Annotated in this window: 23 protein-coding genes and 1 pseudogene; 21 read left to right on the top strand and 3 right to left on the bottom strand. The window is 65.0% G+C overall.

The features are described from left to right. The first annotated feature begins 2 nt into the window (after positions 1-2). Both V5F53_RS20060 and V5F53_RS20055 read left to right on the top strand, forming a co-directional pair. The gene (locus V5F53_RS20060; protein ID WP_393997375.1) at positions 3-602 is read left to right on the top strand and encodes a tyrosine-type recombinase/integrase; all 600 of its coding nucleotides are present in this window, start codon (positions 3-5) and stop codon (positions 600-602) included. 128 nt (positions 603-730) lie between these two features. Beyond that, positions 731-973: a helix-turn-helix domain-containing protein gene (locus V5F53_RS20055; RefSeq protein WP_393997376.1), complete on the top strand. Its 243-nt coding sequence runs from the start codon at positions 731-733 to the stop codon at positions 971-973. A 293-nt stretch (positions 974-1266) separates the two neighbouring features. Here the strand turns inward: V5F53_RS20055 and V5F53_RS20050 are convergent, their stop codons facing one another. Further along, entirely contained in the window at positions 1267-1560 is a 294-nt protein-coding gene (locus V5F53_RS20050; protein WP_393997377.1) for a hypothetical protein, read from the bottom strand. 6 nt (positions 1561-1566) lie between these two features. On the opposite strand from V5F53_RS20050, the gene V5F53_RS20045 reads away from it, so the two are divergent. From V5F53_RS20045 to V5F53_RS19970, 16 genes are all read left to right on the top strand, one after another. Further along, positions 1567-2502, top strand: a complete 936-nt coding sequence (locus tag V5F53_RS20045; protein WP_445329446.1) for a catechol 2,3-dioxygenase — start codon at positions 1567-1569, stop codon at positions 2500-2502. A gap of 12 nt (positions 2503-2514) precedes the next feature. Continuing rightward, on the top strand, positions 2515-2796 hold the full coding sequence (locus tag V5F53_RS20040) for a phenol hydroxylase subunit (protein ID WP_393997378.1): 282 nt from the start codon (positions 2515-2517) through the stop codon (positions 2794-2796). Positions 2797-2844: 48 nt separating this feature from the next. After that, entirely contained in the window at positions 2845-3837 is a 993-nt protein-coding gene (locus tag V5F53_RS20035) for a ferritin family protein (RefSeq protein ID WP_393997379.1), read from the top strand. A gap of 11 nt (positions 3838-3848) precedes the next feature. Then, positions 3849-4118 (top strand): MmoB/DmpM family protein, encoded by a 270-nt coding sequence (locus tag V5F53_RS20030; RefSeq protein WP_393997380.1) that lies wholly within the window; start codon positions 3849-3851, stop codon positions 4116-4118. 32 nt (positions 4119-4150) lie between these two features. Further along, positions 4151-5671: a YHS domain-containing protein gene (locus V5F53_RS20025; protein WP_393997381.1), complete on the top strand. Its 1521-nt coding sequence runs from the start codon at positions 4151-4153 to the stop codon at positions 5669-5671. Positions 5672-5681: 10 nt separating this feature from the next. Beyond that, positions 5682-6035 (top strand): phenol hydroxylase subunit P4, encoded by a 354-nt coding sequence (locus V5F53_RS20020; protein WP_393997382.1) that lies wholly within the window; start codon positions 5682-5684, stop codon positions 6033-6035. A gap of 9 nt (positions 6036-6044) precedes the next feature. Further along, entirely contained in the window at positions 6045-7106 is a 1062-nt protein-coding gene (locus tag V5F53_RS20015; protein WP_393997383.1) for an NADH:ubiquinone reductase (Na(+)-transporting) subunit F, read from the top strand. A 148-nt stretch (positions 7107-7254) separates the two neighbouring features. Further along, the gene (locus tag V5F53_RS20010) at positions 7255-8766 is read left to right on the top strand and encodes a 2-hydroxymuconic semialdehyde dehydrogenase (RefSeq protein ID WP_393997384.1); all 1512 of its coding nucleotides are present in this window, start codon (positions 7255-7257) and stop codon (positions 8764-8766) included. A gap of 7 nt (positions 8767-8773) precedes the next feature. Beyond that, complete coding sequence (gene dmpE / locus V5F53_RS20005; RefSeq protein WP_393997385.1) at positions 8774-9571, top strand: 2-oxopent-4-enoate hydratase; 798 nt, start codon at positions 8774-8776, stop codon at positions 9569-9571. Continuing rightward, positions 9568-10371 carry a 2-oxo-3-hexenedioate decarboxylase gene (gene dmpH / locus V5F53_RS20000; RefSeq protein ID WP_393997386.1) on the top strand — a complete coding sequence of 268 codons (804 nt, stop codon included), beginning with the start codon at positions 9568-9570 and terminating at the stop codon, positions 10369-10371. The genes dmpE and dmpH overlap by 4 nt, the downstream gene beginning before the upstream one ends. A 40-nt stretch (positions 10372-10411) precedes the next feature. Further along, positions 10412-10639 carry a 2-hydroxymuconate tautomerase family protein gene (locus V5F53_RS19995; RefSeq protein WP_393997387.1) on the top strand — a complete coding sequence of 76 codons (228 nt, stop codon included), beginning with the start codon at positions 10412-10414 and terminating at the stop codon, positions 10637-10639. Further along, positions 10636-11550, top strand: a complete 915-nt coding sequence (locus tag V5F53_RS19990) for an acetaldehyde dehydrogenase (acetylating) (RefSeq protein ID WP_393997388.1) — start codon at positions 10636-10638, stop codon at positions 11548-11550. Before V5F53_RS19995 ends, V5F53_RS19990 begins: the two co-directional genes overlap by 4 nt. Beyond that, a complete protein-coding gene (dmpG, locus tag V5F53_RS19985) occupies positions 11550-12608 on the top strand; it encodes a 4-hydroxy-2-oxovalerate aldolase (protein WP_393997389.1) in 1059 nt (352 codons plus the stop codon). Before V5F53_RS19990 ends, dmpG begins: the two co-directional genes overlap by 1 nt. A 65-nt stretch (positions 12609-12673) precedes the next feature. Continuing rightward, a complete protein-coding gene (locus tag V5F53_RS19980; RefSeq protein ID WP_393997390.1) occupies positions 12674-13441 on the top strand; it encodes an SDR family oxidoreductase in 768 nt (255 codons plus the stop codon). Positions 13442-13551: 110 nt separating this feature from the next. Beyond that, positions 13552-14061, top strand: coding sequence for a tautomerase family protein (locus V5F53_RS19975; RefSeq protein ID WP_393997391.1), 510 nt, complete (start codon positions 13552-13554; stop codon positions 14059-14061). Continuing rightward, positions 14058-14378 carry a 2Fe-2S iron-sulfur cluster-binding protein gene (locus tag V5F53_RS19970; RefSeq protein ID WP_393997392.1) on the top strand — a complete coding sequence of 107 codons (321 nt, stop codon included), beginning with the start codon at positions 14058-14060 and terminating at the stop codon, positions 14376-14378. Before V5F53_RS19975 ends, V5F53_RS19970 begins: the two co-directional genes overlap by 4 nt. A gap of 51 nt (positions 14379-14429) precedes the next feature. Here V5F53_RS19970 and V5F53_RS19965 read toward each other — a convergent pair whose 3' ends face one another. Continuing rightward, positions 14430-15329: a LysR family transcriptional regulator gene (locus V5F53_RS19965; protein ID WP_393997393.1), complete on the bottom strand. Its 900-nt coding sequence runs from the start codon at positions 15327-15329 to the stop codon at positions 14430-14432. A 560-nt stretch (positions 15330-15889) separates the two neighbouring features. Here V5F53_RS19965 and V5F53_RS19960 point away from each other — a divergent pair. The 3 genes from V5F53_RS19960 to V5F53_RS19950 all read left to right on the top strand — a co-directional run bounded on the left by V5F53_RS19960 (position 15890) and on the right by V5F53_RS19950 (position 20068). Beyond that, positions 15890-17611, top strand: coding sequence for a sigma 54-interacting transcriptional regulator (locus V5F53_RS19960; RefSeq protein WP_393997394.1), 1722 nt, complete (start codon positions 15890-15892; stop codon positions 17609-17611). A gap of 231 nt (positions 17612-17842) precedes the next feature. After that, the gene (locus V5F53_RS19955; protein ID WP_393997395.1) at positions 17843-18670 is read left to right on the top strand and encodes a transporter; all 828 of its coding nucleotides are present in this window, start codon (positions 17843-17845) and stop codon (positions 18668-18670) included. 208 nt (positions 18671-18878) lie between these two features. Further along, positions 18879-20068 (top strand): IS3 family transposase gene (locus tag V5F53_RS19950; protein WP_393997396.1). Its coding sequence is split into 2 segments (ribosomal slippage): positions 18879-19140 and positions 19140-20068, totalling 1191 coding nucleotides; the frame shifts between segments, so codons are not numbered across the junction. Between the two features lie 91 nt (positions 20069-20159). On the opposite strand, the pseudogene V5F53_RS19945 reads toward V5F53_RS19950, so the two are convergent. After that, positions 20160-22244: pseudogene (locus V5F53_RS19945) on the bottom strand (ParB/RepB/Spo0J family partition protein). Positions 22245-22579: the final 335 nt, after the last annotated feature.

Below are 22579 nucleotides of genomic sequence, written 5' to 3'. Positions count from 1 at the left end.
CGATGCGGACCGCGAAGCAGGATGGGGAGCACCCGACCGGTCTCGCGGCGATCCGCTTCTTCCTGATGACGGGCCTGCGCCGCATGGAGGGGCTCGCCCTGGAGCGCGCCTGGCTCAATGACGAGGAGGGCTCGATCCGCTTTCCCGACACGAAGAGCGGCGCGCAGACGCGGGTGATCGGTCGTGCCGCCGTGGACCTGCTGCTGGCGCAGCCGCAGACCGGATCGCGCTTCTTCTTCCCGGCCGACTGGGGTGAAGGGCATTTCGTCGGTGTCGTGCGCGTGCTCGACCGCGTGTGCGCGCTGGCCCGGCTGGAGGCCGTCACCCCGCATACGCTGCGCCATACCTTCGCCAGCGTCGCCGGCGACCTCGGCTTTTCCGAGCTGACGATCGCGGCGCTGCTCGGCCACGCGGCGCGCGGCGTGACGCAGCGCTACATCCACATCGACGAGGCGCTGCGGCTCTCGGCAGACCGCGTCGCGGACGAGATGACTGGCATCCTCGACGGCAAGGCGATGGCTGCGCGTCCTCCTCGGCGTGGGGCGCGCCAGTTGCAGGAAGTTCGGGAAGCGGATCAGGGGGCGCCGCAGGCAGAATCGTGACACAGTGGAGGGGAAGCAGGCTCTATCGGCCAACGCGCTGAAGCGGTTGGCGGATGTGCTTCCCGGGTTTTCGGAGGAGCAACTCGAGGCGGCCCAGGCCGCGGGCGAGGTGACCAAGGTAAAGAGCGATGGCGGCGACAAAGAAAATGGCTGAGAGCGGCATCCTGGCGTCGGTCCATAAGACCGCAGCCGGCCTCGACACGGCTGGGCTCGTGGACAAGGCGACCATGCGCGACTTCGATGCCCTTTGCCTTATCCCGGTCGAGCCCCTGACACCCGAAGAAATCCGGGCGCTGCGCGAGCGCGAGCAGGTCTCCCAGTCCGTCTTTGCGCAGTACCTGAATGTCCGGAAGGATGCCGTTAGCAAATAGGAGCGCGGCGAGAAGCGCCCGAACGGGTCGTCGCTCAAGCTGCTCAATCTCGTGAGGGCGAAGGGCCTGCGCGCGATCGCCTAACGTGCCCGCGCAAAGCGCAAGTGCCCGCCGCTCATCGGCACCGCCGCCGTGACTTGCCAATTCAGGCATAGTCACTGTGACGACCTGCGTATTGCCCGCTCGCGTTGCAAGCGACCATGCACAGCATGCCTACGGCTCAATCGTATATTCGATTTCCTGATCGACATACAACGTAAAGCTGCATTTTTGCCGAACCGAAGCAGAACTGCTTACATTTTGCCTGCCGAGGCGGCTTCGAAAACGAGGTGGGCGTCGCCCGCTGCAGTGCATATATTGCCATGCAGCTTTACGGTTTTGGCACCGAAATGAGTTGGATGCACGAATCGGTCATGGGCGACAGCGCTTCGAAAGTTGATAGCCTTGGCTAAATCCAGCGCCAGCCACCATTTCCCGGGGTTGGCATCTCTCTTGCCATAGAAATCTTGATCAATCGCCAATCGGCAGGGGGTCTTTGTTCGGCCCCCCTGCATGGCGCCAAGAATTTTATTGTACAGGGAGGACATGACGACATGGCTATGACAGGAGTGCTGCGTCCGGGCCACGCCCAGTTGCGTGTGCTGAACATTGACGAAGCGGCGCGATTTTATCGCGACGTGATGGGCCTCGTGGAGACCGGAAGAGATGCCGAGGGACGGGTTTATTTCAAATGCTGGGACGAGCACGACCACAACAGCCTAATCCTGCGCGAAGCGGACCATGCCGGCATCGACTTCGTCGGATTCAAGGTCCTCAATGAAGCAACCCTCGATCAGCTCGAACGCGACGTGCGCGCCTTCGGGCTCGAGACCGAACGCCTGCCGGCAGGGGAACTGCTGGAGACCGGCGAGCGCGTGCGCTTCCGCTTGCCCACCGGGCATCTGTTCGAGATCTATGCGCAGAAGGCCCAGGTGGGCAACGGCCTTCCCAATGTGAACCCGCCGCCGTGGGCGCCCGACGCGGACCGGGGCATGGCCCCCACGCGCCTCGATCATTGCCTGCTCTACGGGCCCAACGTGACCGCCAACAAGAAGCTGTTCGTGGACGTGCTGGGCTTCCACCTGGTGGAGCGCATCCTCGGTCCCGCCGAGGCGGGGGAGCCTGAGATCGGCCTGTTCCTCTCCTGCTCGCACAAGACCCACGACATCGCTTTCGTGGAATATCCCGAGCCCGGCAAGCTGCATCACCTGTCGTTCCGCATGCCCACGTGGGAACGGGTGCTGCGCGCCGGCGACATCATGGGCATGAACAAGGTGCCCATCGACATCGGTCCCACCCGACACGGCGTGACCCGCGGCGAGACCATCTATGCGTGGGATCCGTCCGGCAATCGCTTCGAGACCTTCGCCGGCGGCTATGAGCCTTATCCCGACAGCCGCACCATCACCTGGACCTTCGACGGCTTTCCGCACGGGCTCGATTTCCCGCAGGGCAAGCTGCACGAGAGCTTCCTGACGGTGGTGACCTGAGAGCTGACGGACATGACCGCCGCCGATTCTCCCCAGGAGATGGAGCCGGCACAACTCGACACGAAACGACGCTTCGTCCGCGTCACCCGTGAGCGAGCCGGTGGCTTCGTCGAATTCGACTTCGCCATCGGAGAGCCGGACCTGGTTCTCGAAATGATCCTCGACCGCGCAGCATTCGCTGAGTTCTGCGCCGCCAACCGGGTGGAGAATTTTCCCCTCCCGGCGTCACAGCCCGAGACGCCCGACGACTGGGCATGGCGCCTCGTCGACGCCACTGGCACCCGTTTCAAATAAGCCGAACCGGTGCCCCGTCCCGCGCGGAGCGCCCCCAGGAGGCAATTCATGCAGATCGACCTTCGCACGGTCGCCATCCAGCCGCTGCGCAACACCTTCGACCATCTGGCACGCCGTTTCGGCGACAAACCCGCCTCGCGCTACCAGGAAGGCAGCTACGACATCCAGGCCGCAGAGCACCTGCACTACAAGCCCACCTGGGATCCGAACCAGGAGCTTTACGACACAAGCATCACCCGCATCGTCATGGACGACTGGTATGCTCTTAAAGATCCGCGCCAATTCTATTACAGCACTTACACCGTCGCCCGCGCCCGTCAGCAGGACACGGCGGACGCCAACTTCACCTTCGTGGAATCCCGCGGCCTCGGGGACATGCTGCCCGAGGACGTCCGTCGGGTCGCCCTCAATCTGCTGGTGCCGCTGCGCCACGCGGCGTGGGGTGCCAACCAGAACAACACGCTCGTCTGCGGCTATGGCTACGGCGTCACCTTCACCCAGCCGTGCATGTATCACGCCATGGATAACCTCGGCATCGCCCAGTATCTGTCGCGGCTTGGCCTGCTGCTGGGGGATGTTCAGGCCTTGGAGGCGGCCAAGGCCGCGTGGCTGACGGCTCCCGCCTGGCAACCGCTGCGGCGCTACGTGGAAGACACCCTGGTGGTGCGCGACCCGTTCGAGCTGTTCGTGGCGCAGAACGTGGCCCTCGACGGCCTGCTCTATCCCCTCGTCTACGCCCGCATCGTCGACGACGACCTCTCCGCCCGTGGCGGCGCGGCGGTGGCGCTGCTGACCCAGTTCATGACTGCCTGGTTCGACGAGACCCGCAAATGGGTGGACTCGGTGATGAAGATCGCCGCCGCCGAATCCGGGCATAACCGCACAGTTCTTCAGGACTGGAGCCGGAGTTGGAGCGCACGGGCGGCGGCGGCGCTGCTGCCGGTGGCGGAACTCGCGCTCGGGCAAGGCGCCGACGCGGCGATAGCCGATGAGGTGGCCGCGCTTCGCGCGCGGCTCGAAAAGTCCGGCGTCATGATCTGAGGGAGATCACCATGTCCACCGTATTCATCGCCTTGCAGGCGAACGAAGACACGCGTCCCATCATCGAGGCCATTGCCGACGACAATCCGCTGGCGGTCGTCAACCGCCAGCCGGCCATGGTGAAGATCGACGCGCCGGATCGCCTGGTGATCCGCAAGGGGACGATCGAGGACAAGATCGGCCGCGCCTTCGACCTCCAGGAACTGCACATCAACCTGATCACCCTCGCCGGCAACGTGAGCGAGGACGACGACAGCCTGACCCTGACATGGCAGCGCTGAGTCGAAACCACAAAATCGGAGAGGAGACGGGCATGGATATCAAGGTCGAAAAGAAGAAGATCGGTCTGAAGGAAAAATACCGGCTTCTGACCCGCGATCTGGGCTGGGAGCCGAGCTATCACGGCAAGAACGAGATCTTTCCTTATGCCACCTATGAAGGCATCAAGATCCATGACTGGGACAAATGGGAAGACCCCTTCCGTCTGACCATGGACGCCTACTGGAAGTACCAGGCAGAGAAGGAGCGCAAGTTCTATGCGATCGTCGATGCGCACGCGCAGAACAACGGTCACCTGAACATCACCGACGGGCGGTATCTTTCCGCGCTTAAGATCTTCCTACAGGCCATCAGCCCCGGTGAATACGCAGCCCACAAGGGGTTTGCCCGGGTCGGCCGTGAATTTCCCGGTGTCGGCACCCAGGTCGCCTGCCAGATGCAGGCCATCGACGAGCTGCGCCACGCGCAGACGCAGATCCACGCCCTGTCCAACTACAACAAATACTACAATGGCTTCCACGCCTTCGCGGACGCCCGCGACCGCATCTGGTACACCTCGGTGGCGCGCTCATTCTTCGACGATGCCATGGCCGCCGGGCCGTTCGAATTCATGATCGCCATCGGTTTTTCATTCGAATACGTGCTGACCAACCTGTTGTTCGTGCCGTTCATGTCGGGGGCCGCTTACAACGGCGACATGGCGACCGTGACCTTCGGCTTCTCCGCCCAGTCGGACGAGGCGCGGCACATGACGCTCGGCCTCGAATGCATCAAGTTCATGCTGGAGCAGGACCCAGACAACCTGCCCATCGTCCAGGGCTGGATCGACAAATGGTTCTGGCGCGGGTTCCGGGTGCTCGGCCTCGTCTCGACCATGATGGACTACATGCTGCCCAAGCGCGTGATGTCCTGGCGCGAGGCATGGCAGATCTATGGAGTCGAGAACGGCAACGCCCTGTTCCGGGACCTGTCGCGCTACGGCATCCGCCCGCCGAAGCATTGGGACGATGCCGAGAAGGCTATCGACCACATGTCCCACCAGTTCATGCTGGGCCTCTACCAGTGGAGCTTCGGCACCGCCTTCCACAGCTGGATTCCGTCCGACGACGACATGACTTGGCTTAAGGCAAAATACCCGACCACATTCGAGAAATACTACCTGCCGCGCTGGACTCACATCAAGACACTGGCTGCCGCCGGCACGCCCTTCAAGAACTACGGCCTGGCCAAGCTCTGCCAGTGCTGCCAGCTCCCGTGCGTCTTCACCGAGCCGGACGATCCCACCACCCTGTGCCACCGGGAGACCGTCTACAAAGGCGAGACCTATCATTTCTGCTCCGACGGCTGCCAGGAGATCTTCGCCAACGAGCCGGACAAATACGTCCAGGCTTGGCTGCCCATGCCGCAACTGTTCCAGGCCCCCATCAAGGGCGACCTCGGCGCCTGGATGGACTGGGTGGGCCTGAAGGACGGCGCCGACAACGGCGATTATTCCGTCTCGCAGGATCGACGGAATTTCGAAGCGTGGCGGGGCCTCGCCACCTCCAACGCGTGAGGAGACGGCCATGACCATCCGATCCACGAAAAACTATGTGGGCGTGCCGCGCGATCTTGTCGCCAATTTCGGCGGCCGCCAGCTCGTCTATGTGAGCTGGGACCAGCATCTGCTGTTCGCCGCGCCGTTCCTCATCTGCGTGCCGCCGGAAACAGCGTTCCGTGAACTGGTGGCAGGGCCGCTTTCCGCGCTGCTCGCGCCTGATCCCGACGCCGGCGCCATCGACTGGAGCAAGGCGGAGTGGCTGAAGGCCAACGCCCCCTGGGTGCCGGACTTCGACCGGACCCTGGCCGAGAACGGCATCGGCCACAAGGCGCTGCTGCGTTTCCGCACGCCGGGGCTGAATTCCATGATGGCCGCATAGGGGGCCGCCATGAGCTATGACCTCACCATCGAGCCCATCGGCCAGACCATCGCCATCGAGGACGGCCAGACCATCCTTGATGCGGCGCTGCGGGCTGGCATCTACCTGCCCCATGCCTGCTGCCACGGGCTGTGCGCCACCTGCAAGCTCAAGGTGGCGGACGGGCAGGTAGACCACGGCGAGGCATCGAGCTTCGCCCTCATGGATTTCGAGCGCGAGGAGGGCCTGTGTCTTGCCTGCTGCGCCCGGGCCGAAAGCGACATCGTGATCGAGGCCGAGATCGAAGAAGACCCGGACGCGCGGAACCTGCCCGTGCGGGATTTTGCCGGCACCGTGACGCGGATCGAAAGGCTCACTCCCACCATCAAGGGGGTGTGGGTCACGCTCGACGATCCCGACGGCATGGACTTCCAGGCCGGCCAATACGTCACCCTGGAGCTGCCGGACGGAATCGGCGCGCGGGCCTTCTCGGTGGCAAGCGCGCCATCTGATCCGCGCGAAATCGAATTCAACATCCGCATCGTGCCCGGTGGGCGCGGCACCACTTATGTGCATGAGACGATGCGGGAAGGTGAACGTGTGCGGATCACCGGCCCCTACGGCCGCTTTTTCGTGAAGAAATCAGCGGACGTACCGGTGATCCTCATGGCCGGCGGCTCCGGCCTGTCCAGCCCCCGCTCCATGATCCTTGACCTGCTTTCGGACGATTTCGACAAGCCGATCACGCTGATCTACGGTCAGCGCACGCGGGAAGAACTGTATTATCACATGGAGTTCCTGGAGCTGGCGCAAAAGCACCTCAACTTCACCTACGTGCCGGTGCTCTCCCACGAGCCGCCCGGGTCCGACTGGCGCGGTGTCCGGGGCTTCGTGCACGAGGCGGCGAAGGCCCATTTCGGCAACGACTTCAGGGGCCACAAGGCCTATCTGTGCGGACCTCCGCCCATGATCGACGCCGCGATCACCACCTTGATGCAGGGCCGTCTGTTCGAACGGGACATCTACACCGAGAAATTCATCTCGGCGGCGGATGCCCAGCAGGTGAGAAGCCCCCTGTTCAAGGCGATCTGAGGGGAGCCGGCGTGGGCAAGATCCCCGAGCCATACCTCAAAGCTATCGCGCTGACGACCAGATGATATTGGACAATATATCCAGCCGCTTTTACCTTGATATTGGGCGAAGAAATTCCGCTCTACGAAGAATAAGGGTCCACCGAGCCATGGCGCAAACCAGCATCAGCCGCGCATATGATCCGTCGCATGAAGTGGAACGGCGGCAGATCGAGAATTTCATCGCCGGTGTCTTCGTTCCATCCGCCGGCGGGAAGCGTTTCGAGAAGCGCTCCCCTGTCGATGGCCGCGTGATCGCCTCCATTGCCGAGGCCGGCCATGCCGAGGTGGATGCCGCAGTGGGCGCGGCGCGCGCGGCACTGAACGGAGAATGGGGCCGACTGACCACCGACCAGCGGGTGGATCTCCTGCATGGCGTCGCCGATGAGATCACCCGTCGCTTCGACGATTTCGTGGCCGCGGAGATGGCCGATACCGGCCAACCGCGCCATGTGATGACTCACGCGTTCATTCCGCGCGGCGCCGCCAACTTCAAGGTTTTCGCCGACATCATCAAGAACGTGCCCACTGAAGCGTTCCAGATGGCGACCCCGGACGGACGCGGCGCGCTTAACTACGCCATCCGCGTACCCAAGGGCGTTATCGGCGTGGTCTGTCCGTGGAACGCGCCGTTCCTGCTCATGACATGGAAGGTGGGTCCCGCGCTCGCCTGCGGCAACACGGTGGTGGTGAAGCCCTCCGAGGAGACCCCCAACACCGCGACTTTGCTGGGCGAGGTGATGAATATGGTGGGCGTGCCGAAGGGCGTCTACAATGTGGTGCATGGCTTCGGCCCCAATTCGGCGGGCGAGTTCCTCACGCAGCATCCCGGCGTCGATGCCATCACCTTCACCGGCGAGACCCGCACTGGAGCCGCCATCATGAAGGCGGCCTCCGAGGGCATGCGCGACGTGTCCTTCGAACTCGGCGGCAAGAATGCCGGCCTTGTGTTTGCCGACTGCGATTTCGACGCGGCAGTGGACGGCATCTTCCGCTCGGCCTTCCTCAACTCCGGCCAGGTCTGCCTCGGCACCGAGCGGGTCTATGTGGAGCGGCCCATCTTCGAGCGCTTCGTCTCCGCCCTGAAAGAGAAGGCCGAAGCGGTGACGTTCGGCCGCCCCGACGATCCCTCGGCCGATTACGGGCCGCTCATCAGTCACGAGCACCGCCAGAAGGTCCTCTCCTGCTACAAGAAGGCGGTGGACGAAGGCGCCACCGTCGTCACCGGCGGCGGCGTGCCAGTCATGCCGGAGGACCTCGCCGAAGGTGCCTGGGTTCAGCCCACCATCTGGACCGGCCTGCCCGAAACCGCGTCGGTGGTGCGCGAGGAGATCTTCGGCCCGTGCTGCCACATCCGCCCGTTCGACGACGAGGCGGAGGTGATCGCGTTCGCCAACGCCACCGAATACGGCCTGTCCACCACCATCTGGACCACCAATCTCGCGCGTGCTCATCGCGTAGCTGCGCGCATCGATGTGGGCATCGCCTGGGTGAACAGCTGGTTCCTGCGCGATCTGCGCACCGCCTTCGGGGGCGCCAAGCAGTCCGGCATCGGCCGCGAGGGCGGTGTGCACTCGCTCGAATTCTACACCGAGCTGCGCAACATCTGCGTGAAGCTGTGAGGCCGGCATGAACGACGACCAGATCATCGTCCACGGCGACGAACTCTACGACGCGTTTCTCACCCGCCGCCCGGTGGCGCCGCTCCTTCGCCGCAACCCGGACATCACCATCGCCGATGCCTACCGCATCCAGGAGCGGTTCGTAGCGCGGCGGCTCGAAGCCGGCGAGACCATCGTCGGCAAGAAGATCGGTGCCACCAGCAAGCCGGTTCAGGATTTTCTCGGCGTCTACCAGCCGGATTTCGGCATGCTCACCTCGGCCATGGTGCATGCGGACGGCGCCACCGTCGACCTTGGCGCCCTCATCCAGCCGAAGGCCGAGGCGGAACTCGCCTTCGTTCTGAAGGACGACCTGAAGGGGCCGGGCGTGACGGCCATGGATGTCATCCGCGCCACCGATTACGTGCTGCCCTGCTTCGAGATCGTGGACTCCCGCATCACCGACTGGACCATCAAGATCCAGGACACGGTTGCGGACAACGCCTCCTGCGGCGTTTTCGTGCTCGGAACCACCAAGGGGGACCCCCGCCGGCTCGATATCACCCTGGCGGGCATGGTGCTGGAGAAGAACGGCGAACTGTTCTCCACCGGGGTCGGTGCGGCGGTGCAGGGCTCACCGGCCAATGCGGTGGCCTGGCTCGCCAACACGCTGGGGGATCTCGGCATTCCCTTCAAGGCTGGGGAAGTGATCCTGTCCGGCTCGCAATCGGCTTTGGTGCCGGTGGCGGACGGCGATGAGCTGGTGTGCACCGTGGGCGGCCTCGGCAGCTGCCGGGTGCGGTTTTCGGGAAAGGCGGCGGCATGAGCGCGAACATCACCTTGTCGCGGGAGGACATCGTGCGCCTCACCGAACGCGTGGAGGGCGCACAGGCGCGCGCCCATGGCATCCCCAAGCTCACCGATGAATATCCGCAGATGACCATCGCCGATGGCTACGCGGTACAGGGAGAGCTGCGGCGGCGCCATCTGGCCCAGGGCCACCGGCTGGTGGGCTGGAAGGCGGGCCTCACCTCCAGGGCCAAGATGGTGCAGATGGGCGTGAATGTGCCATCCGTAGGCTTTCTCACCGATCGCATGGCCCGGCCGGAGAATTCGGCCATCTCCACCGCTGATTTGGTCCACCCCCGGGTGGAGTGCGAGGTCGCATTCGTGATGAAAGCGGAGCTGAAGGGGCCGGGGTGCACCGCTCAAGACGTGCTTGATGCCACCCATTACGTGCTGCCCGCGCTCGAAATCATCGACTCGCGCTTTTACGGCTTCAAGTTCGACTTGCCGAGCGTGATCGCTGACAACAGCTCCTCGGCGCGCTTCGTCGGCGGCGGGCGCGCACGCTATCCCGACGAGGTGGACCTTCGGACCCTGGGCGTGGTGCTGGAGAAGAACGGCGAGATGGTCGCCATGGGCGCATCCGCCGCCGTGCTCGGCCATCCCGCCGAGGCCATCGCCATGCTGGTGAACATCCTCGCCGAGCTGGGCGAGATCCTGCCGGCCGGCAGCTTCGTCATGAGCGGCGGCATCACCGAAGCCATACCCGTGAAGCCGGGCGACCACATGAGCGCCCGCTTCCAGGACCTCGGCAGCGTGTCGGTCCGCTTCGTCGCGTGACGCGCGGGAATTTCTCAGTGTTCAACCCGGAACCAGTCTGATGCCCATCATCGAAATGCACCTGCTGGAAGGGCGTACCAGCGAACAGAAACGCCGCGTCGCCGCCGCCGTAACCCAGGCCGTGGTCGAAAGCCTCGGTTGCAGCCCGGAGACGGTGCGCATCCTCATCACCGAGCACGGCAAGGACGGCTTCTTCGTCGCCGGCCTCACCCAGGCGCAGCGCGTCAATGGGCAGCGCTCCGCCAGCCTGGAGGAACAGAACCCATGAACAAGATCAAATGCGCCCTCATCGGGTCCGGCAACATCGGCACCGATCTCATCTATAAGATCCAGCGCAGCCCGGTGCTGGAGCCGGTCTGGATGGTGGGCATCGACCCCCATTCTGATGGCCTCGCCCGCGCCCGCGACATGGGCCTGAAGACCACCGCCGAAGGCGTGGACGGCCTGCTGCCCCATGTGAAGACGGACGGCATCCAGATCGCCTTCGACGCCACCAGCGCCTATGTGCACGCGGAGAACAGCCGCAAGCTCAATGCGCTGGGCGTGATCATGATCGATCTCACCCCGGCCGCCATCGGCCCCTTGTGCGTGCCGCCGGTGAACCTGCGCCAGCACGCCGACAAGGTGGAGATGAACGTCAACATGATCTCCTGCGCCGGTCAGGCCACCATTCCCATCGTTGCCGCGGTGTCGAGCGTGCAGGGCGTGGACTATGCGGAGATCGTGGCGAGCCTCGCCTCGAAATCGGTGGGGCCGGGCACGCGGGCCAATCTGGACGAGTTCACCTACACCACCTCCAGCGCCATCGAGAAAGTGGGCGGGGCGAAGAAAGGCAAGGCGCTCGCCATCATCAACCCGGCCGAGCCGCCGATGATCATGCGCAACACCATCTATTGTCTCACGGCTGAAACTCCGGACGAGGAGAAGATCACCGCCTCGATCCTCAAGATGATCGGCGAGGTGCAGAAATATGTGCCCGGCTATCGCCTCGTGAACGGGCCGATCTACGACGGCAACAAGGTGTCGGTCTTCATGGAGGTGGCGGGCCTCGGCGACTACCTGCCGAAATACGCCGGAAATCTCGACATCATGACCGCTGCCGGCACCCGCACCGCCGAAATGTTTGCCGAAGAGATCCTCTCCGGTCGAATCCAGCTCACTGCCGTGGAGGCCGCGTGATGACCACATCTTCTTCCAGCCTGAAGGGCCGCAAGATCGTCCTGCACGACATGTGCCTGCGCGACGGCATGCACGCCAAGCGCGAGCAGATCAGCGTCGATCAGATGGTGAAGGTCGCCACCGCCCTCGACGATGCCGGCGTTCCCTATCTGCAGGTGACCCACGGCGCCGGCCTCGGCGGCAACTCCCTACAGCACGGCTTCGCTATGGCCAGCAACGCCGCCTACATCTCGGCGGTGGCGCCGCAGATGAAGAATGCCAAGGTGTCGGTGCTCCTCATCCCCGGCCTCGGCACCATGCGCGAGCTTGAGGAGGCGTATGAGGCCGGTGCCCGCAGCGTACATGTGGCCACCCACTGCACCGAGGCAGACACCGCGCCCCAGCATATCGCCTTCGCCCGCAAGCTCGGCATGGACACCACTGGCTTCCTGATGATGGCCCATCTCAACGATGCCGCCGGCATCGCCGAGCAAGGCCGACTCATGGAATCCTATGGTGCGCAGACGGTCTATGTGACCGATTCCGCTGGCTACATGCTGCCCGACGACGTGCGCGCCCGCATCCGCGCCCTGCGCGACATTCTGAGGCCCGAGACCGAGATCGGCTTTCACGGCCACCACAATCTCGGCATGGGCATCGCCAATTCCATCGCCGCCATCGAGGAGGGCGCCAGCCGCATCGACGGCTCGGTGGCGGGCCTCGGCGCGGGGGCCGGCAACACCCCGCTGGAAGTGTTCGCGGCGGTGTGCGCGCGCATGGGCATCGAAACCGGCGTCGATCTGTTCAAGCTCATGGACATGGCCGAGGAGGTCATCGTGCCGATGATGGACCACATGGTGCGGGTGGACCGCGAGGCGCTGACCCTGGGCTATGCAGGCGTCTATTCCACCTTCCTGCTGCACGCCAGGAAGGCCGGCGCGCGCTTCGGCGTGCCGGCGCGCGACATCCTGGTGGAACTCGGCCGTAAGAAGATGATCGGTGGCCAGGAAGACATGATCGAGGACACGGCCATGACCATGGCCAAGGAGCGCGGCTTGCTGAAGGACGTGGCCGCCTGAGAACACCGCGGGGGCGGGCCACGGCCAGCTCCGCGCTCGTCATGCTTCGAGACACAGGATCCGGAATGAGCAGCGGCTCTGAACCCGTCGGCGAGGTCGCGGTGGTGGTGGGCGCCACCGGCGCCTTCGGTACCGCCATCGTCTCGCGCCTCAGGACTGCCGGGCTGGGAATCGTCGCGGTGGGGCGGAACACCGGCGCGCTGAACGCCATCACAGCCACCTGCCCCGGCCTCTTGCCGTGCCCGGCGGACATCTCCTCCGACACGGCCATCGACGCCATCGCGGCGGTGCTGCCGGGGCCGGTGCGGATGGTGGTGCACGGGCCGGGGCTGATGGTGGCCGGCGGCATTCTCGCGGCGCCTCCCTCGGCCATGGCGGAGGCAGTGAACATCAAGGTGGGCGGCCTGCTGCGAGTGGTCCGCGCGGTGGACGCCCGGCTGACGCCGGGGGCGCGGCTGGTGGCCATCGGCGGCCATTACGGCTTCGAGCCCTCAGCTTATGCGGCCGCCGCCGGCGTCGCGAACGCGGCGCTCGCCAATGTGATGCGGCAGCTGAGCCTCGCCTACGGCCCGCGCGGCGTGACCGCCCATCTCATCGCGCCTGGGCCGGCCGACACCGAGCGCCTGCGGCGGGTGGCGGCGGACCGGGCGGCTCTACGGTCCGTGTCCACCGAAGCGGTGCTCGCCGAGATGAAGGCAGAATCCTCCATCGGCGCCTTCACCACCCCGGAGCAGGTGGCCTGGGCGGTCACGCTGCTGCTCGCGCCGGAAGCCGATGCCATGACCGGCTCGACCCTGATGCTCGATGCCGGGCGCCGGCGCGGCCTGCCGTAACGCCCCGCCGATCCGCGCGAGACGCGGGCGGATCGAACCCTATCTCGGTCGTCACCGACCGCCGGCACCCGGGCGCCAGATCCGGGGCCGCAACCAACGGAAGAAACGCCATGCCGATCGTCACCTTTCATCTGGTCGAGGGCGAAAGCTCGGCGGAGCAGGACGAGCTTCTGCTGGTGCGTGCGTCGCAGCTCTACGCCAACATCCTGAGCGCGCCCATGGAGCGGGTCCGCGCCTTCATCTCTTCATATGCCCCGCGCCGATGCGTGATCGCCGGCATTCCCGCAAGTCGCGGCGCCGCGTCCGCGCCGTACTTCGAATTCTTGGTTCTCGAAGGCCGGCCACCCGAGCAGCGCGACCGTCTGCTGGCGGGATTTACCGACCTTCTCGTGGACGTCCTGGGCGTGCGCCGCGACCTGGTGCGGGGGCGCTGCCTCGAGCTGTCGCCCGATGACTGGGCCATCGGCGGCGTGCCCGCGCGCGCGGTACGGGCAGACGAGGTGGCGGCGCGCGCCGCCCATGCCCAACAACTGGCCCAACAACAGGCCGGGCACGGCTGTGCGGGGCGGGCCGGCCCTTGCCCCTCGTGCCACAGGCAAAACGGAGGAAACGCCGCGTGAAGCATGAAATACTGATCGCCGATACCGGCGAATCCTACCTTTGCGACGAGACCGAGTCGGTCCTTGCCGGCATGGCCCGGCTGGGCCGCAGGGGCATTCCCCTGGGCTGCCGGGGCGGCGGCTGCGGCGTGTGCAAGGTCGCTGTCGTGGACGGCCGATGCCAGGCCGGCGCCATGAGCCGGCAACATGTGTCCGAGGAGGAACTGAAAGCTGGCACTGCCCTCGCCTGCCGCATCCGCCCGGAAAGCCGGCTCACGCTCAAGGTGGTCGGAGGATTGAAGAAGGCGGCCTGCCGGCCCAGGACGCCGCCGGACTGATTTGGTTCAGCGCCCCGGTTTCGCCTGGTCCTTTCCCGCGGTGCCGTGGACTCATCGGTGGAGCAGTGCACTGAACTGCCGCATCTGCTCCAGGAAGGCGGCCAGGATGGGGGACTGATCGTCGGAGCGGTAGATGCAGCTCAGGTCCACCCTAGCGTGGGCAGGCAAGCCACCGAGGGGACGGTAGACCACCTCCGGAAAGGCCAGCACCGTAGCTGATTCCGGGACGAGACAGACGCCGAACCCGCTGGCCACGAGGGCGACCCCGGTCACCGCGTCCCCAACTTCCTGGGACACCTCTGGCACGAAGCCCGCACCGTGGCACAGCCCCATGACCGTGTCGACGAAACTCGGGCGCACGCCGGTGGGAAACAGCACCAGCGGGTAGTCGGCCAGCAGGTCGAACGGCACGACCTCGTGGGCCGCTAGAGGATGGGCGGCATGGACCGCCAGCAGCAGGGCTTCGGTGGTGACGATCTCGGCGGTGATGTCCGGTGTCGGCGTCAGGATGCGGTTGAATCCCACATTGATTCGCCGCTGCCGCAGGGCCTCGATCTGCTCCCCCTTGTTCATGGTATGCAGCACGACCTTCACGTCGGGGAAGGCGTTCTTGTAGGCGAGCAGGAGCTTGGGGATGATGTCGAGGATCGCCGAGCCAAAGATGGCGACGTCGAGCCGCCCGAACCGGCCCTGCCCAGCCCGCTGGGTTCGTTCGGTGGCCTGTTCGACCACCGAACGGATGTTCCGGGCTTCCTCGAGGAAGAGTTCGCCGGCCTCCGTTAGTTCCATCCCCCGCGGCGTGCGGATGAAGAGGGTGACGCCAAGCTCGGCTTCCAACTGCTGGATCTGGCGGGTGAGCGGGGGCTGCGAGATGTGCATCCGCACCGCCGCCCGACCGATGTTTTTCTCTTCGGCGACCGCGATGAAATAACGAAGATGGCGCAGATCCATGGTCGAAAGGCTGCCTGCTAGACCGGGAGGTGATACCTTATGGGTATCGCTGCGGGGCATCAATGATATTGGATGTACATGTTCGCCCCCGATACCGTTCCCCTCGATCTCGACGTGGACCCGCCAGCCGGCGTGATCGTGGTTTCCGCCGCTACCCGGACGCGGCGCCACCCGCTCGGCAGGTGTCATATCGATGGTGCGCGTCGAGCGGACGGGGAAGTCGTCGCAATGGCGGGAGCTTCGGGCGGCCGCAGTCCCCTCATCGCAGGTCCGGCGGTGGCGCCTCCGCGACGCGCAACGCCGTTGGTGGCGGCAGCATGTGCTACAAGAGCCTTGAGGAAGGCAGCCCCGTGGTGCGGCGCCACGGCCCCGCCGCGGCGGAACGGTCTTGCTGCGCAGCGCACATGAAACTGCGCCACCGCCCGGCATGCGACGCACGAGGAGGTCAGGACATACCGATCGGGGTCCGGTGGTGGCCCAGAAGCGGACAACGAGAACCGGACGGGCCAGAAGCGGGAATACACCCGCCGGGATGCTCCGAACCGGGAGGAGGGAGCGGGATGACAAGGAGCAAGCTGATCGAGCAGTTCGACCTGCGCTCGCGGCTGAGGTTCGATCTGGACCGTGCGCACATCTGGCTAGACGAAAGCCGGATGCTGCTGCTGCATACGAAGGCGTTCGGCGCGCTCCGGCGCGAGTTGTTCGACACCCTCGGCGCGCGCCGTGCGCAGGGCCTGCTGCTGCGCATGGGCTTCGCAGCCGGACGGCAGGACGCCGACCTCGCCCGCAAACTCACCGGCGCCGGCACCCCTTACGAAGTCTTCCGCATCGGCCCCGAGCTGCATGCAGTGGAAGGTGTGGTGAAGGCGAAGATTACCCGCGCCGATATCGACTGGGACACCGGCAGCTTCGACGGCGAAGTGGAGCTGGAGAGTTCGTGGGAGGCGGAATCCCACACCCAGTTCTTCGGCAAGGGTGAGGAGCCGGCGTGCTGGAGCGTGGTCGGCTACGCCTCGGGATACACGACCCAGTTCTTCAAGCGGCTCATCGTCTTTCGCGAGGTCAGCTGCGTCTGCCGGGGCGACGACAAATGCGTCATCGTCGGCAAGCCGGCGGAAGCGTGGGGCGACGACGGCTACCTCGACTATTTCCGCCCGGACAATGTGGAGGGGCAGCTCAAGGAGATGGAAGAGGAGCTTGCCCAGCTGCGCGGGCGTCTCAACGAGCAATGCGGCCGCGGCAAGCTGGTGGGCAATTCGCCGGGCTTCCGCGCCGCCTTCGATCTGCTGAGCAAGGCGGCCAACAGCCCCATCAGCGTGCTGCTCCTGGGCGAGACCGGCGCCGGCAAGGAGGTGTTCGCCCACTGGCTCCACGAGAACAGCAACCGTGCGCAGAAGCCGTTCATCGCCGTCAACTGCGCAGCGCTGCCGAACGAGCTGATCGAATCGGAACTGTTCGGGGTGCAGAAGGGCGCCTACACCGGAGCGCAACAGTCGCGGCCGGGCCGCTTCGAGCGGGCCGACGGGGGCACCTTGTTCCTCGACGAGGTGGGCGACCTGTCGCTCTCTGCCCAGGTGAAGCTGCTGCGCGTGCTGCAGACCGGCGAGGTGGAGCGGCTGGGCGGCAGCGAAACGCGCAAGGTGGACGTGCGCGTGGTGGCCGCCACCAACGTAGATCTGCACCGTGCCATCGAGGAGGGGCGCTTCCGCGCCGACCTCTATTACCGGCTGGCGACCTACCCCGTCATCATCCCGCCCCTGCGCGAGCGCAAGTCCGACATTCCCCTGCTGGTCGCCGCCCTTATCGAAAAGATCGCGCCGGGCTATCATAAGCAGTTGCGGGGCGTGAGCGACCGCGCCATGCAGGCGCTGGTGGCCTATGACTGGCCCGGCAATGTGCGCGAGCTCCAGAATCTGGTGGAACGCGGCATCCTGCTGGCACCGGCCGGCGGGCAGATCGAGATCGAGCATCTGTTCGCTCGAGGGACACCGGCATTCTCGCCCGGTGCGGTGATCGACCGGCGCGGCGGGCTCGGCAACATGGAGGATGCCACGCGCGAGCGTCTCTGCGACACGCTACTCGGCGAGGGTTTCGACCTGCATCTCCACGAGCAGCGCCTGCTCGAACTGGCGGTCCGACGCTCCAGCGGCAACCTGACCCATGCCGCGAACCTCCTCGGCATCACCCGGCGCCAGCTGGCCTATCGCCTGAAGCAGAACGCGGAAATGACGATGCACGCCGACCGCGAGGGACCACTCGGTGCCGTTCAGGAGCATCGCTGAGCGGGATGACTCCGAGTGCCCCGCTGGTGTTCCGCGCGCCCCGCGAGCGGGAGTGGAGCTGCGGCTCAAAGCGCTAAATCTTCATACCCGGACAGGTATGAAGAAGCATAGCATCAAGTATTAGACGGCATAGCTACCATTTTCTAGCTTCCTCCGAAAGCGCGGATGTCGATGCGCGGAGCCGGCGACAAGTCCGGCCCGCCGGCTTGGGGCCGCGCATGGGGGGAGACGATGAAGACGATCACGACAGCAATCATGGCGACGCTCGCGCTCGGTGCTCCGGCCACGACGGTGTATGCGGGCTCTGAACTGATGCCCGGCATCTCGACGGGTATTCCCCTGGGTGCCCCCCTGCCCGAGGGCGTGTACAGCATCACCATTCCTACCTATGGCTCGCGGGATTCTGATCCGCGTCAGGATGTGACCGCCGTGGTGCCCGCATGGCTCATCTGGTCCACTCCGTGGACGATCGCCGGCGGCCGGCTCCTGCTCGATACGGTGATGCCCTATGTGGACATCAACGTTCACGGCGGCCCCCAATTCTCCGGCTTCGCCAATCCGTTTCTCGATGCGCAATTGAAGTGGGACCTCGGCGGCGGCTTCTTCGGCGGCTTCCAGGCCGGTGTCTACCTGCCGATCGAGTCCGACGTGGGCCATGATTGGGCGGCTTTCCAGGGTGTGGCCGCCCTCAGCTATCTGAAGGACGGGTGGAATTTGAGCTCCACCTTCATTTTCGGCACCGGCAAGGATGGGACGGACGGCGCGCCGTCCTGGTTCAACGTGGATCTCACGGCCACGAAAAAATTCGGGAAGTTCGAGATCGGAGCTGTAGCTTTCGGATCGACCGACCTCAACTCGCCCTATTTTGGCTATGCGAAGCAGAGCCAGTTCGCAGCGGGTGGCCTCATCGGTTATGATTTCGGCATCGTCAATGTTCAATTGAAGATGACAACAGATATCTACGAGGATAACTACGGTGGTTACGATACAAGAGTGTGGACGAATATTACAATACCACTGTGGAGTCCGGACCTTTCTGGTAATATAGTTCTGAAATAGATGTACTTATATCATTGCTAATTAATTATTTTTTAATTTTTTGTAAAAGTTAGTAATATGAAATGATCGGCCGCTCCAATCCAATCGCCGACGCATTCTGATGCCGATCACCATTCGCGTTTTACAACCTGCCGGCTGGCGAGATGACGTTGCCCCTGCTAGCTAATGGAGTTTGAAGTTTGTTCTGGCCCATTGCGAGGACCAGGACATGAAGCGCAGCCGGTTCATGGAAGAGCAGATCATTTCGATCCTGAAGGAGCACGAGGCCGGAGGGCCTGTCTGCGATCTGTGCCGCAAGCACGGGGTCAGCGATGCCAGCATCTATAAGTGGAAGAGCCGCTTCGGCGGCATGGAGGTGTCGGAGGCCAAGCGGCTGCGGGCGCTGGAGGACGAGAACGCCAAGCTGAAGCGCATGCTCGCCGATGCCATGCTGGATCATGTCGCGCTGAAGGATCTGCTGGGAAAGAAGGGGTGACGCCCGCTGCCGCGCGCAGAGCTGTCGCCCATCTCGTGGAGCATCACGGGATGAATGAACGGCGGGCGTGTAAAGCCACCGGCTTCTGCCGCATGACCATGAGATACCAGGCAAAGCGGGGCGATGACGGCGCCCTGCGTGAGCGCATGAAGGCCATCGCCCATGAGCGGCGGCGCTTCGGCTATCGGCGCCTGCACGTGCGGCTCAAGCGGGAGGGGTTCACGGTCAACCACAAGCGCCTGTTCCGGCTCTATCGCGAGGAGCGGCGCAAGGTCCGGCGCCGTGGTGGCCACAAGCGGGCCATCGGGACGCGGGCCCCCATGACGATCCCGATGCGGCCGAACGCGCGCCGGTCGCTCGACTTCGTGTCGGACCAGTTCACCGATGGCCGACGCTTCCGTATCCTCACCGTCGTCAACGACTGCACCCGGGAATGCCTCACCCTGCTGGCGGACACATCGCTGTCCGGCGTGCGGGTGGCCTGGGAGTTGGACCGCCTCGTGGCCGAGCGCGGCCGGCCGAAGATGATCGTCAGCGACAACGGGAGCGCGTTCACATCCAATGCCATCCTCGCCTGGGCGGTCGCGGCACAGGTCGAGTGGCATTACATCGCGCCGGGCAAGCCCATGCAGAACGCCTTCATCGAGAGCTTCAACGGCCGCCTGCGGGACGAGCTTCTCCACGAGACGCTGTTCTCGGCGCTCGGCCAGGCCCGAGCAAGCCTGGGCAGGTGGCGGTTCGACGACAATGGATCACGCCCGCACTCCGCCCTCGGCTGGCAGACCCCCTCCGCCTTCGCCGCCACCTTCCATCCGCGACGGGATCTGCCGCTGCGCCAGGCCAAAAGCTCCGCGACAGATCCCGTCGCTCACCCGGCCGACAAGGCCAAATCCAACCGTCAGAACAAACGCACCGCTGGATAAAACTTCGGGGCAACGTCAGGTGCGATGGCGACACCCCGGTCAATCGGGCCTAATTTCAAACTGAGACACCACCGGATTTCCTCTGGTTCTGCTATTCGGCAGCTTCGTGGCAGGCTTCGCGATCCTCCGCTTGCTCCGTGGCCTCGGCCATGGCGGGAGGCGGCTCCGGCGTCCGCATGAGCGGCGGGAGCCATCCGGTTGCGGCCAGAAGCTGTTCGGCGGCTTCCGCCATCGGCTGCTTTTTCATCCCGCCGATCCGATCCGCCGCCTCGTCGTTGACGGCTTCGCGCACGGCGGCGAGGATATGCGCTTTGGTCACGCGGCCGAGATAGGTCCGCACGGTCGGCGTCCAATGCGCCGACATGTCGAGGGCGAGCGCCATCGCCAGCCTGTCCGCCGTCTCATGGGCGTGGGGCTTGCGCTCCCATGGCTGCGTCACGGCATTGACGGTAAGCGAAGCGCAATGCGCGAACAGCGCCATGACGCTCGCCCGGTCCAGCGCGGCGATGAAGCCCCACAGATGGGCCACGTCGCGTGGCAGGTCCGCCGCCCATCCGGCATGGCGATCCGCCAGCACCTTGCCCGCCGCCGTATCCTCGATGCCGTCCGCGTGTCCGCCAAGATGCGCGGAGGTCGAGCGGATTTCGAGGCAGCAGGTGTCCGCACCACGATAGAAGGTCTGTGCGGTGAGCGTGTGGGTCACGGCGATCAGGGCGACTTCCGGTTGCTCGCCTAGGGCAAGGCGAAGGCCGAGCGTCCGATGGGCAGTCAGGTCGCGCAAGAGAAGGTCGGATAACGATTTGCCGTCTTCCTCTACGTCCTCAAGGTCGAGCACGGAAACATGGTTGCCGTCCTCGTCGTGCTCACTGTCCTCGATGATTTCGCCATCGCCGTTGACGCGAAGAGCCTTCCCGGTTTCCTCGGGCTTCTCGTCTTCAGGGCGGATGAAGCCGCGCGCGATGCGCGCCGTTCCGTCATGCGGCAGCACCACGAAGACGCCGCCGCGCGCGATGTCGTCGGGATCGTAGGCATGGCGACGGGCATCAATGCGTTCGATCTCGGCTTCAAGCTCCCCGAAGCGCTCATCTACATCCGGAGGAAGGTCCTCGGTGCCTTCATGCTCCGACGACAGGCGATCATATTCCTCCTGCAACGCGGCATAGGCGGCTTCGTCGTCCTCGGAAAGCTCCACCCGCCGGTGATAGATGCGGCGCAGGCCGTTGCCATAGGGATAGTCCATATGGACCGAAGCCCACTTCCAGCCTTCCGCCTGCTGAACCTCGGCGGCGATCCGCTCCAGCTTCTCCACGACCAGCCGGTCCAGCAAGGCGGCATCTTCGAAGAAGCCGCCGCGATCCTCGGTGAACAGGTCGCGGATGATGACGCCACCGGCTTCCGCCTAGGCATCCGGGCCGACGAAGATCGCCTTGCGGTCGTTCGCCTGAACGTGTGTCCGGGTCAGCTCGCGGCGGATGATCCACGGCTCGCGGTTGTAACCGAGGCCCTTATGGACCTGTTCCTGCCATGCATGATCCTCCGTGATCGCGAAGGCCATCAACTGGTCGAGGGTCAGGTCGCCGTCACGATAGACCTGCATCAGCCTGGGACTGACAGCACCGAGGCGCAGGCGCTGCCGCACCTGCGCGCTGACGCCGAAGCGGGCGGCGATCTCCTCCGCGCCCCATCCGCGATGTTCCGCAAGCTCGCGGAACGCCTCGAGCTGGTCGGCAGGGTGCATGGCCGCACGGGTGACGTTCTCGTCGAGGCTGATCTCGAACGGATCGTTCGCCGTATCGATGACGCAGCGGACCGGCTCGGTCTTCCTGATCTCCTTCCGCTTCACGCGCAGAAGCTGCGCCAGCCTGCGGCCTTCGCTGATGGTGACGAAATAGAACTCCGTCGTCGCTCCATTCGAGTCAAGCTCGGGCTCAACCACGAGGTTTTGCAGGATGCCCTTGGCCGCGATGCTGGCTGCGCAGGCCTCGATGTCGGCCGCGCTGTGCGGGGTCTTTCGCGCATTCCGGGGCGACTTCTTGAGCCGGTCGAGCGGAACGAAGATTTCGGCGCCGCTTCCGGTAACCGCCGCTATCTCCATGCCAGCGACTTCGCCGGCAACGTCTCCCCGATCCGCCGCCTCGACGGTCACGGCCTTCGCCGTCTTTGATATCCTCGCCATTGGTCCGATCCTTTTCTCGTCAATGCCGGAGGCATGTCCCCCGACATGCCTCCCGGAGGCGCGTGAGCGCGCGGCAGAGAGAGGGGGGCGGCTGCTGGCGAGCGGGGCTGGGCTGCGCAGCGAGCGTGGCGGATCGGATCGGTTGGAAAGGTGACGGCCATGGGCCGCCTTGCGAGCGGGCGGCCTCGCCCTCGCGCAGGCAGCGGTCGCGGGGGAGAGAGGGGCAAGACCATCTCTCCCCTGTTTCGCCAGTCGAGGTGTCCTGTCGGGCTGATTCAGAGGGGTGGCGGTGGAACGGCCATGTCTGTCGGCATTCGATAGGCCTCGCTTCCCGC

Source organism: Xanthobacter cornucopiae, assembly GCF_043195065.2.
Classification (GTDB): domain Bacteria; phylum Pseudomonadota; class Alphaproteobacteria; order Rhizobiales; family Xanthobacteraceae; genus Xanthobacter.
The sequence above is the reverse complement of the archived record's forward strand: the minus strand, read 5'-3'. Positions and strand labels throughout refer to the sequence as shown.

Coding starts and splice junctions, on each gene's coding strand:
- V5F53_RS20060 (WP_393997375.1), top strand. CDS start 3: ATGCGGACCGCGAAGCAGGATGGGGAGCACCCGACCGGTCTCGCGGCG.
- V5F53_RS20055 (WP_393997376.1), top strand. CDS start 731: ATGGCGGCGACAAAGAAAATGGCTGAGAGCGGCATCCTGGCGTCGGTC.
- V5F53_RS20050 (WP_393997377.1), bottom strand. CDS start 1,560: ATGTCCTCCCTGTACAATAAAATTCTTGGCGCCATGCAGGGGGGCCGA.
- V5F53_RS20045 (WP_445329446.1), top strand. CDS start 1,567: ATGGCTATGACAGGAGTGCTGCGTCCGGGCCACGCCCAGTTGCGTGTG.
- V5F53_RS20040 (WP_393997378.1), top strand. CDS start 2,515: ATGACCGCCGCCGATTCTCCCCAGGAGATGGAGCCGGCACAACTCGAC.
- V5F53_RS20035 (WP_393997379.1), top strand. CDS start 2,845: ATGCAGATCGACCTTCGCACGGTCGCCATCCAGCCGCTGCGCAACACC.
- V5F53_RS20030 (WP_393997380.1), top strand. CDS start 3,849: ATGTCCACCGTATTCATCGCCTTGCAGGCGAACGAAGACACGCGTCCC.
- V5F53_RS20025 (WP_393997381.1), top strand. CDS start 4,151: ATGGATATCAAGGTCGAAAAGAAGAAGATCGGTCTGAAGGAAAAATAC.
- V5F53_RS20020 (WP_393997382.1), top strand. CDS start 5,682: ATGACCATCCGATCCACGAAAAACTATGTGGGCGTGCCGCGCGATCTT.
- V5F53_RS20015 (WP_393997383.1), top strand. CDS start 6,045: ATGAGCTATGACCTCACCATCGAGCCCATCGGCCAGACCATCGCCATC.
- V5F53_RS20010 (WP_393997384.1), top strand. CDS start 7,255: ATGGCGCAAACCAGCATCAGCCGCGCATATGATCCGTCGCATGAAGTG.
- dmpE (WP_393997385.1), top strand. CDS start 8,774: ATGAACGACGACCAGATCATCGTCCACGGCGACGAACTCTACGACGCG.
- dmpH (WP_393997386.1), top strand. CDS start 9,568: ATGAGCGCGAACATCACCTTGTCGCGGGAGGACATCGTGCGCCTCACC.
- V5F53_RS19995 (WP_393997387.1), top strand. CDS start 10,412: ATGCCCATCATCGAAATGCACCTGCTGGAAGGGCGTACCAGCGAACAG.
- V5F53_RS19990 (WP_393997388.1), top strand. CDS start 10,636: ATGAACAAGATCAAATGCGCCCTCATCGGGTCCGGCAACATCGGCACC.
- dmpG (WP_393997389.1), top strand. CDS start 11,550: ATGACCACATCTTCTTCCAGCCTGAAGGGCCGCAAGATCGTCCTGCAC.
- V5F53_RS19980 (WP_393997390.1), top strand. CDS start 12,674: ATGAGCAGCGGCTCTGAACCCGTCGGCGAGGTCGCGGTGGTGGTGGGC.
- V5F53_RS19975 (WP_393997391.1), top strand. CDS start 13,552: ATGCCGATCGTCACCTTTCATCTGGTCGAGGGCGAAAGCTCGGCGGAG.
- V5F53_RS19965 (WP_393997393.1), bottom strand. CDS start 15,329: ATGGATCTGCGCCATCTTCGTTATTTCATCGCGGTCGCCGAAGAGAAA.
- V5F53_RS19960 (WP_393997394.1), top strand. CDS start 15,890: ATGACAAGGAGCAAGCTGATCGAGCAGTTCGACCTGCGCTCGCGGCTG.
- V5F53_RS19955 (WP_393997395.1), top strand. CDS start 17,843: ATGAAGACGATCACGACAGCAATCATGGCGACGCTCGCGCTCGGTGCT.